Origin of the sequence: Castellaniella sp. (genome assembly GCF_049673105.1) — a bacterium.
GTDB lineage: Bacteria > Pseudomonadota > Gammaproteobacteria > Burkholderiales > Burkholderiaceae_B > Castellaniella.
Map to the genome: position 1 here is coordinate 72405 of NZ_JBATXG010000006.1, position 17367 is coordinate 89771.

A 17367-nucleotide genomic window follows, 5' to 3' on the forward strand; every position below is an offset into this window, starting at 1 on the left:
TCTGGCCCGATGGGCCGGCCATTAGGAGCGCCATGTCCCCCGTGTTGGAATCCCCCGTTCTGGAAACTCTGTTAAGCCGCCAGTCGGTGAAATTCGTGCAGGCCCCCGGACCCGCCGAGCCGCAGTTGGACCTGATCTTGCAGGCAGCCATGCGGGCGCCGGATCATGGCGCCATCCGCCCCTGGCGCTTTGCTTTGGTGCGCGGCGCCGACGTGCCGGCTTTGGTGGATGTCGCCGTGCGTGTGGCGCTGGCCGAGGGCAAGCCTTTGCCGGATCACAAGGCGGCGAATGCCCGCAAATGGCTGGCGAAGGTCCCTCTGGTGATTCTGCTGGCCTGCCGCCCGGACCCGAATGGCCGCATCCGTGCCGAAGAAAGCCATCTGTCCGTCGCATGCGCCGTGATGAACATGCTCAATGCCGCTCACGCGCTGGGGTTCCATGGTTTCTGGAGCACCGGCATGGGTACCTATCTGGATGGTATGGGAGAAGCACTGGGCTTTGACGCCCTGGACGAACAGTTCATGGGATACCTGGCCATCGGCACACCGATCGATGCGCCGACGCCTGCACAACGGCCTGATTACCGGGCATTCGTGCGCGAATGGCGCGCGGCCAAGCCTTCCAGAATCGGGCAGTCAGGACGCGCATCGCCATGACAGTGTTGCGCCAGGGTCCTCAAGGTATTGGCCATGCTCTGCAATAGCGCTGCCTTGGCTTCCAGGTCCTGGATGTGGGTCAGGGCCAGGCGCTTGACCTCGGCGCTGGCGCGATGACGATCGTGCCACAGGCTGATCAGGTCCGCGATCTGGGCCAGCGAAAAGCCTAGTTCCCGCGCACTGCGGATGAAACGCAAGGCATGCAGATCGGATTCGTCGTACAGGCGGTAGCCGGCGCTGCTGCGCCCCTGGGGGGTGAACAGGCCCTGGCTTTCGTAATAGCGGATCATCTTGGGCGTCAGGCCGGTTTGATCCGCGGCATCGCCGATGGTGTGCATATCAGTTTCCCGTTTCCAGAGATTGAGTCTTCAAGCGCAAGGCATTGGTGACGACGAACACGCTGGACAGCGCCATCGCGCCCGCGCCCAGCATGGGCGATAGCTGTAGACCCGTCCAGGGATACAGGGCGCCCGCGGCCACGGGAATCAGGGCGGCGTTATAGGCGAAGGCCCAAAACAGGTTCTGGCCGATGTTGCGCAGGGTCTTGTGCGACAGCGTGATGGCGCGTGCGATCGATTCCAGGTCCTCGTTCATCAGCACGACATCGGCGGATTCGATGGCTACATCCGTACCGTGTCCCATCGCGATACCGACATCCGCTGTGGCCAGGGCGGGCGCATCGTTGATGCCATCGCCTACGAAAGCCAGTGGGCCGATGGATTGCTGCAGTTCGCGCAATAGATCCGCCTTGTGTTCGGGCAGAGTTTGGGCGTGCACGATATCGATGCCCAGGTCCTGGGCTACGGCATGCGCGGCAGCTTCATGGTCGCCGGTGATCAGGGCGGTCTTCAGCCCCAGGGCGTGCAGCCGCTGGATCAGGGCGCGCGCCGAGGGCCGCAAGGTATCGGCTACCGCGACGATGCTGCTCAATTGTTCATCCCGGGCCACCAAAAATGGCGTCTTGCCGGCTTGAGCCAGGGTCTGCATGCGGTCCAGCGCGGAGGCGGACACGGGTACTCCGGCGTCTTGCATCAGGCGCACAGACCCCATCAGGTAGCGGTGTCCCTGCACCTGAGCCCGTACCCCCGCGCCGGTGACGGCCTCGAATTGCGTGGCGTCCGGCACGGCCAGCGATTGTTCCTGGGCGCTTGAGCGGATGGCGTGGGCGATGGGGTGTTCAGAGCCGGCCTGGACAGCCGCCAAGGTCGCCAGCAGTTCGGTCGTGTCGCCGCCATCCAGCGGCAGCAGGTCCGTCAGGACGGGACGCCCCAGCGTGAGCGTGCCGGTCTTGTCGAAGGCAATCAGACGGGCATCGCGCAAGCGCTGCAGGGCGTCTCCTTGGCGAAACAGGATGCCTCGGCTGGCGGCCCGGCCGGTGGCGACCAGAATGGAAATCGGTGTGGCCAGACCCATGGCGCAGGGGCAGGCAATGATCAGCACGGCCACCCCCGCCACCAGGGCGTGGGCGAGGGCGGGGTCCGGGCCCCAGATCCACCAGGCGGCGAAGGCCAGCGCCGCCAGCACCATCACGACCGGCACGAACCAGGCGGTCACCCGGTCGACCAGTTGCTGCACCGGCAGCTTGCCGGACTGCGCCTGTTCGACCAGGCGGATGATCTGGGCCAAGACGGTCTGGCTGCCGACTTCAGTGGCCTGCAGAATCAGACTGCCCTGCGTGTTCAGGGTGCCGCCGATCAGACGGTCGCCTGCGCGCCGGCTGGCAGGCAGCGGCTCGCCGGTGATCATGGATTCATCCACCCAGGATTCGCCTTCCAGCACGATGCCGTCCACCGGGATTTTTTCACCGGGGCGCACGCGAATCTCGTCGCCGCTGATCAGCTTGTCGAGGGGGGTTTCCGCCCAGTCGCCGTCGCGACGCACCCAGGCCGTGCGCGGCTGCAGACCCACGAGTTCGCGGATGGCGGAACCCGCCCGGCCTTTGGCTCGGGATTCCAGCCAGCGACCCAGCAGGATCAAGGTCGCGACCACGGCGGCAGCTTCGAAATACAGGTGCCGGGAGGCGGCGGGGAAGATCGTCGGCGCCAGCGTCACCAAAGTGGAGTACAGCCAGGCGCTGCCGGCCCCCAGGGCCACCAGGGTGTTCATGTCCGGGCCGCCGTGCGCCAGAGCCTTGAAGCCGCGCGTGAAGAAACTGCGGCCCGGCCCGGCCAGCACCGCCGTGGTCAGCACGAGCTGCAGCCAGGCCAGCGTCTGGGCGGGGATGGTTTCCTGAATCAGGTGATGCAGGGCGGGAATCAGGTGTCCGCCCATTTCCAGCACGAACACAGGCAGGGTCAGGATCGCTGCCCAGGCAAAGCGCCGTCCTGCCAAGGCGTCTTCAGCCGTCATGTCGTCTGCCGCGGCAGGCTGCTCGGTGTCGATGATCTGAGCCTCGTAGCCGCGCTTGCTGACGGCGGCCAGCAGCGCTTGGGGGTCGGCCCCTTCGGGACCCAGGGCAACAAGCGCTCGGTGCGTTGCCAGGTTGACGCTGGCTTCGGTCACGCCTGGCACGGCTTTAAGCGCGGTTTCAACACGTCGCACACACGAGGCGCAGGTCATGCCTTCGATGTGCAGATCGAGGCTGAGGGGGAGGGAATGAGTGCTCATAATAGGACTCTTGATCATGATGATGATTGTATGATCAAGCTTGACCTTATGGTAAGGTCAAGCACGAATGTGCACTTGAGCTTACCATCGTGTCAGGGTTTAAGATGCTCTTATCTTTCATCTGGAGCTTTTCATGGAAACCGCCTTTCTCGTATCCGACATGACCTGCAATCATTGCGTGCAGACCATCACCAAAGCCGTCCAGGCCGTTGCGCCTGACGCGCAGGTTTCCACGGACCTGAACGCTCGCCGGGTCGTCATCGCGTCGACGGTCGCTGCCGACGTGCTGCGGGCCGCCATCGTCGACGAGGGCTACGACGTTCAAGCTGCCTGAGCGGAGACTGCCATGCATCAGCGTATCGAATGTGACGTCGCCATCATCGGCGCGGGGTCGGCGGGTTTGCCGGCGTACCGCGAGACCATCAAAGCGGGCTTGAAACCCCTGCTGATCGAGAGCGGCCCGCATGGCACCATGTGCGCCCGGGTGGGGTGTATGCCGTCCAAGCTGCTGATCGCTGCCGCCGAGGCGGCCCATGCGATTCGTCACGCGCCCGGGTTCGGTGTCGGAGCGACCGGCGCCGTGCAGGTGGACGGGGTGGCGGTCATGGACCGCGTGCGACGTGAGCGGGATCGTTTCGTGGGATTCGTGGTGGATGATGTCCAGGCCATGCCGCCCGAACATCGTCTGGATGCCCGTGTGGAATTCCTGCGCGATGGTGTGCTGCAAAGCGACCAGGGGCATGAAATCCATGCCTCGCGCATCATCATCGCCACCGGCACCCAGCCCGTGGTGCCGGATATCTACCAGTCCCTGGGCGATCTGGCCATCGTCAACGATGATGTCTTCGATTGGCGGGATTTGCCGCGCAGCGTATTGCTGGTTGGCTCCGGTGTGATCGGTGTCGAACTGGGGCTGGCCCTGGCGCGCCTGGGGGTGCGTGTGCGCGTGCTGAACCGTTCGGCCAGCTTTGCCCACCTGTCCGACCCCGCCGTGCGCGAGGCCGCCGTGGCGCTGCTGGCGCCGGAACTCAATCTGGTGCGTCATGCCCAGGTCAGCAGCGTGCGGCGGGATGGCGATCAGGCGGTGGTCGGCTGGACGGTGGGCGAGGGTCCCGAAACCCAAGAGCGCTTCGATCATGTGCTGCTGACGGCAGGGCGCCGACCTGTGCTGGCGTCCCTGCATCTGGAACGCACCAGTATGTCGCTGGACGAACGAGGCATGCCCCGGATCGACCCGGCGACGCTGCAGGTGCGCGGGCAGCCTGTGTTTCTGGCCGGCGACGTCACCGGGCGGCATGCGATTCAGCACGAGGCATCGGACGATGGCCGCTTGGCAGGCCGCAACGCGGCAGCCTGGCCGGATGTGCAGGCGCCGTCGCGCCGGGCGGCGATGGCCGTGGTATTCAGCAATCCGCAGATCATGCAGGTGGGTGGGGGCTTTGGCGCCTGCGATCCTGATACCGTGGCGATTGGCGAGGTCGACTGGACCCGTCAAGGGCGCTCGCGCGTCATGCTGCGCAATCAGGGTCTGCTGCACGTATATATGCGGCGCGCCGACCAGCGTTTCCTGGGGGCTGAAATGGTCGGCCCGGATGCCGAACACGTGGCGCATCTGCTGGCATGGGCCTTGCAGATGGAATTGACGGTGCCGCAGATGCTGGCCTTGCCGTTCTATCACCCGACCATCGAAGAAGGCATTCGCACGGCGCTGCGCGACGCCTTGCGTCAGTCGGCTTAGCGCAGCAGCGGTTGGATGGCGGCGAGCAGGTCTTCCTGCGATTCGCCATCCGCTGCCAGCCAGACGGCCTTGCCCTGCTGGTCAAAGGCGTAGATGCCTCGGCTGTGGGCGACCTCGTAGGACGCCTCGGGGTGTGCGGGGTCGGGCGCTTCGATCTGATAGGCCACCCGATAGCGGCGGGCCAGGGCGGCAATGGCGGATTCGTCGCCCGTCAGGCCGATGGCATGGCGGTCGAACTGATCCACATAGGCTTGCAGGATATCCGGGGTGTCCCGGTGCGGGTCGACACTGACGAACAGGATGCGGACCTGGTCCGCCTTGGCCCCCAGGGATTCCGTCACCTGAGCCAGTTGGGCCATGGTGGTGGGACAGATATCGGGGCAGCTGGCGTAACCGAAGAACATCAACACGATCTTGCCGGCAAAGGCCTGCTGGGTGACGGTGACATCGCCCGCGCCTTGCAGCTTGAACTGCAGGTCCGGCAGGAAGCCGCGCACCGGATGCACGGCGGCCAGCGCCAGACTCAGGCCGCCCGCCCACAGAGCCAGCGCAGCCAGCAGACGCCGGGCGAAGCCCCTGCCCGTTGGGCGTGAGCGGCCCGCAGGCCGCGATTGTTTGCCGCTCAAGAAGGCCTTTTTGCAGCCGGGCCGCCCCAAGGCAAAAAGCACCCCCTTGGGGGGCAGCAAGCGGGCGAAGCCCGCGCAGCGTGGGGGCTTGTTACCCATTATGTTTCGATCAATCCGCTGTGGCGCAGCAACGCGTCCAGCGAAGGGTCCCGGCCCCGGAAGGCCCGGAAGGAATCCGCCGCTGGACGGGCGCCGCCCACGGCGATGATCTCGTCCAGGTAGCGCCGGCAAGTATCCGCATCGAACACATTGCGGGTGCCGTCGGCTTGCGCCTGAGCGTGTTCCTCGAATGCCGCGAAGGCGTCGGCGGACAGCACTTCGGCCCATTTGTAGCTGTAGTAGCCCGCGCCGTAGCCGCCGGCGAACAGGTGCGAGAAGGCATGCGGGAAACGATGCCAGGCGGGCGGAATCAGCAGAGCGACTTCCTGACGTACCTGATCCAAGGTGTCGAGCACCGCGCTGATCGACAGGCCGTGATTCTGCGTGTGGATCAGCATGTCGAAGAGCGAGAATTCCACCTGGCGCAAGGTTTGCAGACCGCTTTGGAAATTGCGGGCCGCGGTCAGCTTGTCGTAGAGCGCACGGGGCAGGGATTCGCCGGTGTCGATATGACGGGTCAGGGATTTCAGCACGCCCCATTCCCAGCAGAAATTTTCCATGAATTGCGACGGCAGTTCGATGGCGTCCCATTCCACAGCGGCAAAAGCCGATGCGCCCGGCTCGTCGACCCTGGACAGCAGTGTGTGCATGGCGTGTCCGCTTTCGTGGAACAGCGTGATGACGTCGTCATGCGTCAGCAGGGCTTCGCGACCATCGTGAGGGGCCGAGAAATTGCAGGTCAGCCACGCCAGGGGGCGGTGCAGCACATCGCCATGACGGCGACGGCTGCGTTCGCTGTCCACCCAGGCGCCGCCCTGTTTGCCGGGGCGGGCATACAGATCCATGCCCAGACGGCCCAGTTCTTGTCCCTGGCCGTCGAGCACCTGATAGATGCGAGCATCCGGGTGCCAGGCAGGGGCGTTGCAGGCTTGCAGCCGCACGCCAAACAAGGTGTGGATGACGTCGAACAGGCCCTTCAGTACCTGGGATTCAGTGAAATAGGGGCGCAGTTCCTCGTCGGAATAGGCATAGCGCTGTTCGCGCAGCCGTTCGGACGCGTAGGCGATGTCCCAGGGTTCCAGCGTATCCAGTCCCAGATGCTGCGCGGCGAAGCGGCGCAGTTCTTCCAGGTCGCGCTGGGCGCTGGGCCGTGCCTTGGCGGCGAGTTCGCGCAGGAAACCGAGGACCTGCGGGGCGCTGTCGGCCATACGGGTTTCCAGTCGCAGGGCGGCGAAATCGGCGTGGCCCAGCAAAGCGGCTTCTTCGGCCCGCAGCGCCAGCAGCGATTCGATGGATTCGGAATTGTCGAATGCCAGGTCGCCCTGGTCCGAGGCGCGGGTGGCATAGGCGCGATAGACCGTCAGGCGCAGATCGCGATCTTGGGCGTGCTGCATGACGGGCAGGTAGCAGGGCATGTGCAGCGTCAGTTTCCAGCCGCTTTCGTCGGCGGACTGCGCCAGTTGCCGGGCGCTGGCGACCACGCTGTCGGGCAGGCCTTTCAGGCGGCTTTCATCCGTGATCAGCAGGGACCAGCCGTCCGTGGCGTCCATCACGTTTTCGGAAAATTTCTGCGATACCTGGGCCTGGAGGTCTGCGTTGCGGGCATAGGTCTCGCGGGCCTGTCCCTGCAGTTCGACGCCGCTCAGGCGGAAATCGCGCAAGGCCAGATCGACGATGCGCCGCCGGGTGGCGGATAGTTCGGCGTATGCAGGGCTGGCGGCCAGCATACGGTAGCGTTCATACAGCCCCTGGTGCAGGCCCACCCAGGTGGAAAATTCGCTCATGAGCGGCAGGCAGGCGTTATAGGCCGCCCGCAGTTCCGGGGTGTTGACCACGCTGTTCAGGTGGCCGGCGATGGACCAGGCCCGGTGCAGGCGCTCGGACGGATCTTCGATGGATTCGACCAGGTTTTCCCAATTGGGCGGTTCGGCGCAGCCGGCAGCCGAGTCGATGGCGGCACGGGTCTCGGCGATCAGTTCGCGGACGGCGGGCTCGATGTGCACGGGACGGACCGCACTGTAATCGACGGCGGCCTCGGCGGGCGCCAGGAGGGGATTCTGAGTGGAAATCGAAGAAGAAGTCATAAACGGCACATGAGGGCGGGGGGCCCGAATTTCAAGAGTTCAGCGTGCGCTCGGCGGCTTCCAGGGTGTTGACCAGCAGCATGGCGATGGTCATGGGACCCACGCCGCCAGGCACGGGCGTGATGGCGGCTGCCACCTGGGCGGCGGAATCGAAATCCACGTCGCCGACCAGCTTGCCGGAGGGCAGCCGATTGATGCCGACGTCGATCACGATCGCGCCCGGTTTGATCATGTCGCCGCGGACGATGCCGGGTTTGCCGGTCGCCACGACCAGCACGTCGGCGCGTCGCGTCTGGGCGCCCAGATCCTGGGTTTTGGAATTGCACAGCGTGACGGTGGCGCCTGCGGCCAGCAGCAGCATGGCCATGGGTTTGCCAACGATGTTGCTGGCGCCCACGATGACGGCCTCGGCGCCGCGCAGCGGCACGTTTTCCGATTCCAGCATCTTCATGACGCCATACGGGGTGCAGGGACGGAACAGGGGGCGGCCCGTCATCAGCAGACCGGCATTGCTGACGTGGAAGCCGTCCACGTCTTTGGCGGCGCTGATGGTCTCGATGACCAGGCCGGTGTCGATGTGTCCCGGTAGCGGCAGCTGCACCAGGATGCCGTGGATGGCCGGGTCCTGGTTCAAGGTATCGATGACTGCCAGCAGTTCGCCTTCCGGCGTGTCCGAACCCAGGGGGATGACGCGCGACAGCATGCCGGCGGCCTCGCAGGCGGCGGCCTTGTTGCGCACATAGACCTGAGATGCCGGGTCGTCGCCCACCAGCACCACGGCCAGGCCGGGGGTGACGCCGCGCTGCTTCAGCGCCTGGACCTGTTTGGCGACATCGGCGCGCACCTGCGCCGACAGGGCCTTGCCATCGATGATGCGGGAATTCATGAGCCGGCTTCCTCGGTACGGGTCAGGGCGATTTTCATCAGATCGGCCACCGTGGTGACTTCCAGTTTTTCCATGATGTTGGCGCGGTGCGCTTCGACGGTCTTGATGCTGATGTTCAGATCGCCGGCGATCTGCTTGTTCAAGCGGCCCGCCACAATGCGTTCCAGGACCTGCTGTTCGCGGGCTGTCAGACGCCCCAGCACGGCCTGTTGGTCGCGCTGGGCTTGCGCTTCGCGCACACGGTCGTCCGCCTGGGCCAACATGCCGGCGACGATGCGCCGCAGGTCCGCTTCGTTGAAGGGTTTTTCCAGAAAGTCCACTGCGCCTTTTTTCATCGTCGACACTGCCATGGGCACGTCGCCGTGGCCGGTGATGAAGACGATGGGCAGGGGGGCCTTGCGCGCGATCAGGGTTTCCTGCAGTTCCAGGCCGCTCATGCCGGGCATGCGCACGTCCGCGATCAGGACAGCGGTCTGGTCCGGGTTGTAGGAGTCCAGGAATTCCTCGGCACCGGCGAAGCTGCGGACGGTGTAGCCGTTGGCTTCGAGCAGCCAGCGCAAGGAGTCGCGGACAGCCTCGTCGTCGTCGACGATATAGATGATGCTGGAGACTTGAGGGTCGGTCATGCTTGCGTTTCCTCCGTGGATTCTGCCTGTGCGTTCGCGGGCGCCTTGGGCAGGGTGAAGCGGAATATGGTTCCGCCTTCGGGGTTCGGGCTCGCCCAGAGGCGCCCGTGATGAGATTCGATAATGGTACGGCAGATATTCAGGCCCATGCCCAGGCCTTCGGATTTGGTGCTGTAAAAAGGCTCGAACAGGCGTTCCGGGTTGCGCAGGCCGTGGCCTCGGTCGATGACGGCGATCTCGATCTGAGGGTCCTGGTCAAGGATATTGACGTGCAGGCTGCGGTAGTCGCTGTGCTCCATGGCCTCGACGCCGTTTTTCAGCAGGTTCAGCAGCACCTGTTCGATCAGGATGGGGTCGGCCAGCACGTCGGGCATGGGATCGGGCAGGCTCTGGACAATATCGATCTGTCGCTTGCGCGCGTCGATGTCGGCAAAGCCCACGGCGTTTTCCACGATGCGGGCGAGGCCCACGGCCTGGCGGCGAGGCTCGCTGCGTTTGACGAACTCACGAATGCGGCTGATGATCTTTCCCGCCCGCTCAGCCTGCTGCGATGCTTTTTCCAGGGCCTGCAGCAGCGATTCGGTGGGCGCCTTGCCGGATTTCACCATGGCGACGGCGGCCATGTTGTAGTTGCTGATGGCCGTCAGGGGCTGGTTCAGTTCGTGCGCCAGCGACGAGGCCATTTCGCCCATGGTGGTCAGGCGGCTGGTCAGCTGGGCCTTTTCCTGTTGCACGCGGGATTCTTCTTCGTGTTTGCGCCGCTCGGTGATGTCGCGGGCGACCTGCAGGCGCACGCGCCGCGAATCCGTCCAGGCCAGCATGCGGTGGTGGACTTCGAACCAGCGCTCGGCGGTGGGCGAGAACAGTTCCATGGTCTCGTCGGTGAACCGGCCCAGGCGCCCGCCCAGCAACTGCGCGTGGCCGTTGGTCTGGGCGCCAAACAGGCGCCGATAGGTGCGGTTGGCAAACAGCAGTTCCAGGCCTTCGGACGTATCGGCGACCACCGAAATCGCATCGTCCAGGCCTTCCAGCACTGTCATGAAACGCTCGTGGGCGGCGGTCAGGGCTTCGCGGATGCGTTTGGGTTCGGTGATGTCGGTCATGGACGTCATCCAGCCGATCTGTTCACCGTTGGGGTCGCGCAGCGGCGACACATACATACGGGCGGTGAAGCGCGATCCGTCGCGGCGCTGGGCCTCGATTTCCAGGCCGCTGCTGGGCGTACGGCCCGACAGCAGCTGGGCTAGGGTTTCGCGATGATGGTCGTGGCGGCCCGGCAGCCAGTAGGGAAAGGGGGCGGTGCGTCCGATCAGATCGGCCTCGTTCCAGCCTATCATGCGGCAGAAGGCCGGATTCACATAGGCGATGCGGCCCTGCATGTCGAACACCCGCATGCCGGTGGACATGGAATTTTCCATGGCGCGGCGAAAACCGGTTTCGGCGATCAGGGCGGCTTCGGCCAGGGTGCGAAAACGGGTATAGCGCCACAGCGCCAGCAGGCTGAAGACGATGACCAGCGACAGCGCGAAGACCACCATCATCAGGCGTTGCTGGCGGGTTTCCTGATCGATGGTGACGAACATCACGCTGTCGCTTTGCAGGCGTTGCAGCCAGATGAAGGCGCCCATGACGCAGAGATACAGGACCAGTACGATGGCCGGGGTCAGCCAATACAGACGGCGGCTATGGCGGGCGTGCTCATAGAATGTCGTCGGAATCAGGGACTTGCGATTGGGATTTGCCATGGCCGGGAAGGTCTTGCGATGGTGCCATTTTAGACGGGAAATAGCTATCCATCATTTCACATAATAAAAATTCATACCACGAGATGAAATTTTGCTTGTCTTGTGCCGGTGTCTTTCCTAGAATGGGCGCAGGTGCCGGACCCCTGGATGTGTTCGTGTTCAGGACATTTCTTGATATCCGGCTAAATTATCAGGCGGGCGCGCTATGTGGTTGCGCCCTCGACTCACACCCCAGGAGACACGCACTATGTCCTCTCTTGATCAAGTCCAGGCCGCCGCGGCGGATCCCGATCACCAGGAAACACAGGAATGGCTCGACGCCCTCGAAGCCGTACTCGACCGAGAAGGCGCTGAACGGGCTCATTTCCTGATCGAAAAACTGATCGATCTCGCCCGTCGTTCTGGTGCGCACATCCCGTATTCCCTGAATACGGCCTATGTGAATACGATTCCTCCTGGGCTGGAACCCCCGCATCCCGGCAATATGGTGCTGGAAGAGCGCATCCGCTCGTACATCCGCTGGAATGCGATGGCGATGGTGGTCAAGGCCAACAAGGTCGAACCCGCCGATGGCGGCAGCCTGGGCGGGCATATTGCGTCCTTCGCCTCGCTGGCCACCATGATCGAGTGCGGTCAGAATCACTTCTGGCGCGCCGAGTCTCAGGATCACGGCGGCGATCTGATCTACTTCCAGGGCCACTCGTCTCCGGGCATGTATTCACGCGCCTTCCTCGAAGGCCGTCTGACCGAAGAAAATCTGGACTACTTCCGCCAGGAAGTCGGCGGCAAGGGCAAGGGTCTGTCTTCCTACCCGCACCCGAAACTCATGCCCGGTTTCTGGCAGTTTTCCACGGTGTCGATGGGCCTGGGGCCCATGATGGCCATCTACCAGGCCCGTTTCCTGAAATACCTGCACGCCCGTGGGCTGGCCAATACGGCCGAGCGCAAGGTCTGGGTGTTCCTGGGCGACGGTGAAATCGACGAACCCGAATCCCTGGCCGCCATCGGTCTGGCTGCGCGGGAAAAACTCGACAACCTGATCTTCGTCGTGAACTGCAACCTGCAGCGCCTGGACGGTCCGGTGCGCGGCAATGGCAAGATCATCCAGGAACTGGAAGGCGCCTTCCGCGGCAACGGCTGGAACGTGCTGAAGCTGATCTGGGGCGGCTATTGGGATCCGCTGTTCGCCCGCGACAAAGAAGGCATCCTGCGTCGCGTCATGGAAGAAACCGTCGATGGTGAATACCAGGCCTACAAGGCCAACGACGGCAAGTTCGTGCGCGAAAAGTTCTTCGGCAAGCATCCCAAACTGCTGGAAATGGTCAGCCGCATGAGCGACGAAGACGTCTGGCGTCTGAATCGCGGCGGCCACGATCCCCACAAGGTCTACGCCGCGTTTGCAGCCGCCTCCGGCCACAAGGGCCAGCCGTCCGTGATTCTGGCCAAGACCATCAAGGGCTACGGCATGGGCCACGTGGGCCAGGCTAAAAACCCGACTCACCAGCAGAAGAAACTGGACATCGATTCGGTGCGTGAATTCCGCGACCGCTTCAATATCCCCATCCCCGACGATCAGGTCGAGCACATCCCGTATTTCAAGCCGGCCGAAGATTCCCCGGAAATGAAATACCTGCACGAACACCGCAAGGCGCTGGGCGGCTATCTGCCGCACCGCCGCGCCAAGGCCGATCAGTCCCTGCCGGTGCCGCCCCTGGATGCCTTCAAGGCCGTGCTGGAACCCACCGCGGAAGGGCGGGAAATCTCCACGACCCAGGCTTTCGTGCGGGTGCTCAATCAGATTCTGCGTGACAAGGACCTTGCCCCGCGCGTCGTGCCCATCCTGGTGGACGAGTCGCGTACCTTCGGGATGGAAGGCCTGTTCCGACAGATCGGCATCTACGCCCCCGAAGGCCAGAAGTACGTGCCGGTCGACAAGGGCCAGGTGATGTACTACCGCGAAGCGGAAAACGGTCAGCTGCTGCAGGAAGGCATCAACGAAGCCGGCGGCTTCAGTTCCTGGATTGCGGCGGCGACCTCGTATTCCGTCAGCAACACCATCATGATCCCGTTCTTCATCTACTACTCGATGTTCGGGTTCCAGCGCTTTGGCGACCACGCCTGGGCGGCGGGCGACATGCTGGCGCGCGGCTTCGTGCTGGGCGGCACGGCGGGGCGCACCACCCTGAACGGCGAGGGCCTGCAGCACGAGGACGGCCATAGCCACATCCAGGCATCCCTGATTCCCAACTGCGTGGCCTACGATCCTTCGTTTGCGCACGAAGTGGCGGTCATCATTCGCAGCGGCCTGCAGCGCATGATGCACGACCAGGAAGACGTGTTCTTCTACATCACGGTGATGAACGAGAACTACCCCCATCCCGGCCTGCGCGCCGGCGACGAAGAAGGCATCCTGCGCGGCATGTACAAGCTGCAGTCCAGCGCCAAAGCCGCCAAGCACCATGTGCAGCTGATGGGTTCGGGCACGATTCTGCGCGAAGTCATGGCGGCCCAGGAACTGCTGGAAAAAGACTGGGGCGTGACCTCGGACGTCTGGAGCACGACCAGTTTCACCGAACTGCGCCGCGACGGCCTGGACGTCGAGCGCCACAACCTGCTGCACCCGACCGAGCCGGCCCAGGAAGCTTACGTCACCCGGCAACTGAAGGGCACCCAGGGTCCGATCATTGTCTCTACCGACTACATCAAGGCCTATGGCGACATGATCCGTCCTTTCATTCCGGACGGGCGTCACTTCAAGGTCCTGGGCACCGACGGCTACGGTCGTTCGGATTTCCGTTCCGAACTGCGCAAGCACTTCGAGATCGATCGCCACTTCATCGTCCTGGCCGCCTTGCGCAGCCTGGCCGACGAGGGTTCGATCGATATCAAGAAATGCGCCGAAGCCATTGCCAAATACGGGATTGACGCCGACAAGGCCAACCCGCATCACGCCTGAGGAGGACGAGGAACATGAGCATCGTGGAAATCAAAGTCCCCGACATCGGTGACTTCGACCAGGTCGAGATCATCGAAGTCCTGGTGGCCGTAGGCGATACCATCCAGGCCGAGCAAAGCCTGATCACCGTGGAATCCGACAAGGCCTCCATGGAAATCCCCGCCTCGCAGGGCGGGGTGGTCAAGGCTCTCAAGGTCAAGGTCGGCGACAAGGTCGCGGAAGGGACCGTCATCCTGGAAGTCGAAGCCGCCGAAGGCGCCGCTGCGGCGCCGGCAGCCGAGACGCCCAAGGCAGCCGAGCCTGCTTCAGTTGAGGCATCCAAGGCCGCCGAGACGCCCAAGACAGTCGAAGCGCCTGCCGCTCCCGCGCCTGCCGTAGCGCCGGTGATGGCGTCCAGCACGCCGGACCGCACCTCACCCACGGCAGCTTTTGCCGAGGCCGACGTGCCCTTGCGCAACCTGCCCCATGCCTCGCCGTCCGTGCGCCATTTCGCCCGCGAACTGGGAGTCAATCTGGCTCAGGTCACCGGCAGCGGCCCGAAAAATCGCATTACCGCCGATGACATTCGGGCGTATGTGAAGCAGGCCCTGTCCACTGGCGGCGCCAGCCCGGTGGGGTCCACCTTGCCGGCAGGCGAGGGCTTCAGCGTGCTGGGCTGGCCCAAGGTCGATTTCGCCAAGTTCGGCGAGATCGAATCCAAGCCCCTGTCGCGCATCAAAAAGATCTCCGGCGCCAATCTGCATCGCAACTGGGTCATGATCCCTCACGTCACCAACAACGACGTGGCCGACATCACCGACCTGGAAGCCCTGCGCCAGCAGTTGAATGCGGAAAACAAGAAGGCCGGCATCAAGGTCACCATGCTGGCCTTCCTGATCAAGGCCGTCGTGGCCGCCCTGAAGAAATTCCCGGAATTCAACGCGTCTCTGGACGGCGACAATCTGGTTCTGAAGCACTACTACCATATCGGCTTTGCCGCCGATACGCCCAACGGGCTGGTCGTGCCGGTGATCCGGGATGCCGACAAGAAAGGGGTGCTGGAACTGGCGAACGAAACCTCCGAACTGGCGGCTCAGGCGCGCGAAGGCAAGCTGTCGCCTGCGCAGATGCAAGGCGGCTGCTTCTCGATCTCGTCCCTGGGCGGAATCGGCGGCACCGACTTCACGCCCATCATCAATGCGCCTGAAGTCGCCATCCTGGGCGTGTCGCGTTCCGCCATGCAGCCGGTTTGGGATGGCACCGCCTTCCAGCCGCGTCTGATGCTGCCGCTGTCGCTGTCCTACGATCACCGTGTGATCGACGGGGCGTCCGCCGCGCGTTTCAATGCCTATCTGGCCGGTCTGCTGGCGGATTTCCGCCGCATCATCCTGTAAGGGGGTCGCATGAGTCTCAAGGACGTCAACGTACCGGACATCGGCGACTTCGATCAGGTGGATGTGATCGAAGTCCTGGTGGCCGTGGGCGATACCATCGCTCCGGAGCAGAGCCTGATCACGGTGGAATCCGACAAGGCTTCCATGGAAATTCCGGCCGATCAGGGCGGGGTGGTCAAGGAAATCCTGGTCAAGGTCGGCGACAAGGTTGCTCAGGGCGCCACGATTCTGCGGGTCGAGGCCGGCGGCGCGAGCGCCGAGCCGGCAGCCAAAGCCGCTGAACCTGCGCCTGTTGCCGCGTCGGCTGCTCCGGCAGCCGTTCAGGCCGCGCCGGCACCTGCCGCGCCTGCGCCGGCGGCAGCCAGCTTCGGCGGCACGGCGGACGCGGATTACGATGTGTTGGTGCTGGGCGCCGGGCCGGGTGGTTATTCGGCGGCTTTCCGCGCCGCCGATCTGGGCCTCAAGGTGGCGCTGGTCGAGCGCTACGCCACCCTGGGCGGGGTCTGCCTGAATGTGGGCTGCATTCCGTCCAAGGCGCTGCTGCACACCGTGGGCGTGCTGGAAGAAGCCAAGTCCCTGGCGGAGCATGGCATCAGCTTTGGCGAACCCAAGATCGATCTGGATGCCCTGCGCGGCTACAAGGACGGCGTGGTGGGCAAGCTGACCGGCGGCCTGGCCGGCATGGCCAAGGCCCGCAAGGTCACGGTCATCCAGGGTGTCGGCGCCTTTGCCGACCCGCACCACCTGACGGTGAGCAAGGCCGACGGCGGCCAGACCACGGTGAAGTTCGCCTCGGCCATCATCGCCGCGGGCAGCCAGTCCGTGAAACTGCCGTTTCTGCCCGAAGACCCGCGCATCGTCGATTCCACCGGCGCGCTGGCGCTGCAAGCCATTCCGCAGCGCATGCTGATCATCGGCGGGGGCATCATCGGTCTGGAAATGGGCACGGTCTATTCCGCGCTGGGCGCCCGCCTGGACGTCGTGGAAATGCTGCCCACCCTGATGACGGGCGCTGACCGCGACCTGGTCAAGGTCTGGGACAAGATGAATGCCAAGCGCTTCGACCACGTCATGCTGAACACCAAGACGGTGGCCGCCGAAGCCAAGGAAGACGGCATCTGGGTGACCTTCGAGGGCGATTCGGCCCCGAAAGAACCGCAGCGCTACGACCTGGTGCTGCAAGCCGTGGGCCGTTCGCCCAACGGCAAGAAGATCGGCGCGGAAAACGCCGGGGTGGCGGTCAGTGACCGGGGCTTCATTGCGGTGGACAAGCAGATGCGCACCAATGTGCCGCACATCTACGCCATCGGCGACATAGTGGGGCAACCCATGCTGGCCCACAAGGCCGTGCACGAAGCCCACGTCGCCGCTGAAGTCATCGCCGGTGAAAAAGCCTATTTCGATGCTCGTGTGATTCCGTCCGTCGCCTATACGGATCCGGAAGTCGCCTGGGTCGGCCTGACCGAGGAAGACGCCAAGAAACAGGGCGTTGCCCTGAAGAAAGGCCTGTTCCCCTGGCAGGCGTCGGGCCGGGCCATCGCCAATGGCCGCGACGAGGGTTTCACCAAGCTGCTGTTCGACGCCGAGACCGGTCGCATCCTGGGCGGCGGCATCGTCGGCACCCATGCGGGCGACCTGATCAGCGAAGTCGCTCTGGCCATCGAAATGGGCGCGGATTCCGTGGATATCGGCAAGACCATCCACCCGCACCCGACGTTGGGCGAATCGGTCGGCATGGCCGCCGAAGTGGCCGACGGCCACTGCACGGACGTGCCCCCGGCCCGAAAGAGGTAATCCGCCCACCTCGCAGCCTGCAGGCTGCTCGGATTTACCAGGCACGGGGCAGTCCGCAAGGACTGTCCCGTGTCCGGGTTCATCCCGGCGGTCGGAGCCTCTATGGCGGGCCGCACAGGCAGTAGCGGTATCCGGAAGCCTCTATGGCTGGCCGTACAGGCAGAGGGGATGTCCGGG

Annotated in this window: 13 protein-coding genes; 6 read left to right on the forward strand and 7 right to left on the reverse strand. The window is 64.3% G+C overall.

The window, feature by feature from the left end; all coding sequences use genetic code 11:
- Nucleotides 1–32: 32 nt before the first annotated feature.
- Nucleotides 33–656 (forward strand): nitroreductase family protein, encoded by a 624-nt coding sequence (locus WBF69_RS01675; RefSeq protein ID WP_424260563.1) that lies wholly within the window; start codon nucleotides 33–35, stop codon nucleotides 654–656.
- On the opposite strand, the gene cueR is transcribed toward WBF69_RS01675, so the two are convergent.
- The gene (gene cueR / locus WBF69_RS01680) at nucleotides 581–994 is read right to left on the reverse strand and encodes a Cu(I)-responsive transcriptional regulator (RefSeq protein WP_424260565.1); all 414 of its coding nucleotides are present in this window, start codon (nucleotides 992–994) and stop codon (nucleotides 581–583) included. The genes WBF69_RS01675 and cueR overlap by 76 nt on opposite strands.
- A 1-nt stretch (nucleotide 995) precedes the next feature.
- Nucleotides 996–3263 (reverse strand): heavy metal translocating P-type ATPase, encoded by a 2268-nt coding sequence (locus WBF69_RS01685; RefSeq protein WP_424260567.1) that lies wholly within the window; start codon nucleotides 3261–3263, stop codon nucleotides 996–998.
- Between the two features lie 133 nt (nucleotides 3264–3396).
- On the opposite strand from WBF69_RS01685, the gene WBF69_RS01690 reads away from it, so the two are divergent.
- Nucleotides 3397–3597, forward strand: a complete 201-nt coding sequence (locus tag WBF69_RS01690) for a heavy-metal-associated domain-containing protein (RefSeq protein WP_424260569.1) — start codon at nucleotides 3397–3399, stop codon at nucleotides 3595–3597.
- 12 nt (nucleotides 3598–3609) lie between these two features.
- Nucleotides 3610–5001 (forward strand): dihydrolipoyl dehydrogenase, encoded by a 1392-nt coding sequence (locus WBF69_RS01695; protein WP_424260571.1) that lies wholly within the window; start codon nucleotides 3610–3612, stop codon nucleotides 4999–5001.
- Here the strand turns inward: WBF69_RS01695 and WBF69_RS01700 are convergent.
- Genes WBF69_RS01700 through WBF69_RS01720 form a run of 5 tightly spaced genes read right to left on the reverse strand, consistent with a single transcriptional unit; the run spans nucleotide 4998 to nucleotide 11067 of the window.
- Complete coding sequence (locus tag WBF69_RS01700) at nucleotides 4998–5726, reverse strand: SCO family protein (protein ID WP_424260573.1); 729 nt, start codon at nucleotides 5724–5726, stop codon at nucleotides 4998–5000. The two genes, WBF69_RS01695 and WBF69_RS01700, sit on opposite strands and share 4 nt — an antisense overlap.
- A complete protein-coding gene (locus tag WBF69_RS01705) occupies nucleotides 5726–7810 on the reverse strand; it encodes a M3 family metallopeptidase (protein WP_424260575.1) in 2085 nt (694 codons plus the stop codon). The genes WBF69_RS01700 and WBF69_RS01705 overlap by 1 nt, the downstream gene beginning before the upstream one ends.
- A gap of 31 nt (nucleotides 7811–7841) precedes the next feature.
- Nucleotides 7842–8696 carry a bifunctional methylenetetrahydrofolate dehydrogenase/methenyltetrahydrofolate cyclohydrolase FolD gene (gene folD, locus WBF69_RS01710; RefSeq protein WP_424260577.1) on the reverse strand — a complete coding sequence of 285 codons (855 nt, stop codon included), beginning with the start codon at nucleotides 8694–8696 and terminating at the stop codon, nucleotides 7842–7844.
- Complete coding sequence (locus tag WBF69_RS01715; RefSeq protein WP_424260579.1) at nucleotides 8693–9322, reverse strand: response regulator transcription factor; 630 nt, start codon at nucleotides 9320–9322, stop codon at nucleotides 8693–8695. Before WBF69_RS01715 ends, folD begins: the two co-directional genes overlap by 4 nt.
- A complete protein-coding gene (locus WBF69_RS01720; RefSeq protein ID WP_424260581.1) occupies nucleotides 9319–11067 on the reverse strand; it encodes a PAS domain-containing sensor histidine kinase in 1749 nt (582 codons plus the stop codon). The genes WBF69_RS01715 and WBF69_RS01720 overlap by 4 nt, the downstream gene beginning before the upstream one ends.
- A gap of 247 nt (nucleotides 11068–11314) precedes the next feature.
- Between WBF69_RS01720 and aceE the strand changes: the two genes are divergently transcribed.
- The 3 genes from aceE to lpdA are packed head-to-tail and all read left to right on the forward strand — an operon-like array spanning nucleotide 11315 to nucleotide 17190.
- Nucleotides 11315–14023 carry a pyruvate dehydrogenase (acetyl-transferring), homodimeric type gene (aceE, locus tag WBF69_RS01725; protein WP_424260583.1) on the forward strand — a complete coding sequence of 903 codons (2709 nt, stop codon included), beginning with the start codon at nucleotides 11315–11317 and terminating at the stop codon, nucleotides 14021–14023.
- A 14-nt stretch (nucleotides 14024–14037) separates the two neighbouring features.
- Nucleotides 14038–15396 carry a dihydrolipoyllysine-residue acetyltransferase gene (aceF, locus tag WBF69_RS01730; protein WP_424260585.1) on the forward strand — a complete coding sequence of 453 codons (1359 nt, stop codon included), beginning with the start codon at nucleotides 14038–14040 and terminating at the stop codon, nucleotides 15394–15396.
- A gap of 9 nt (nucleotides 15397–15405) precedes the next feature.
- Nucleotides 15406–17190, forward strand: a complete 1785-nt coding sequence (gene lpdA / locus WBF69_RS01735; RefSeq protein ID WP_424260587.1) for a dihydrolipoyl dehydrogenase — start codon at nucleotides 15406–15408, stop codon at nucleotides 17188–17190.
- The last annotated feature ends 177 nt before the right edge of the window (nucleotides 17191–17367 follow it).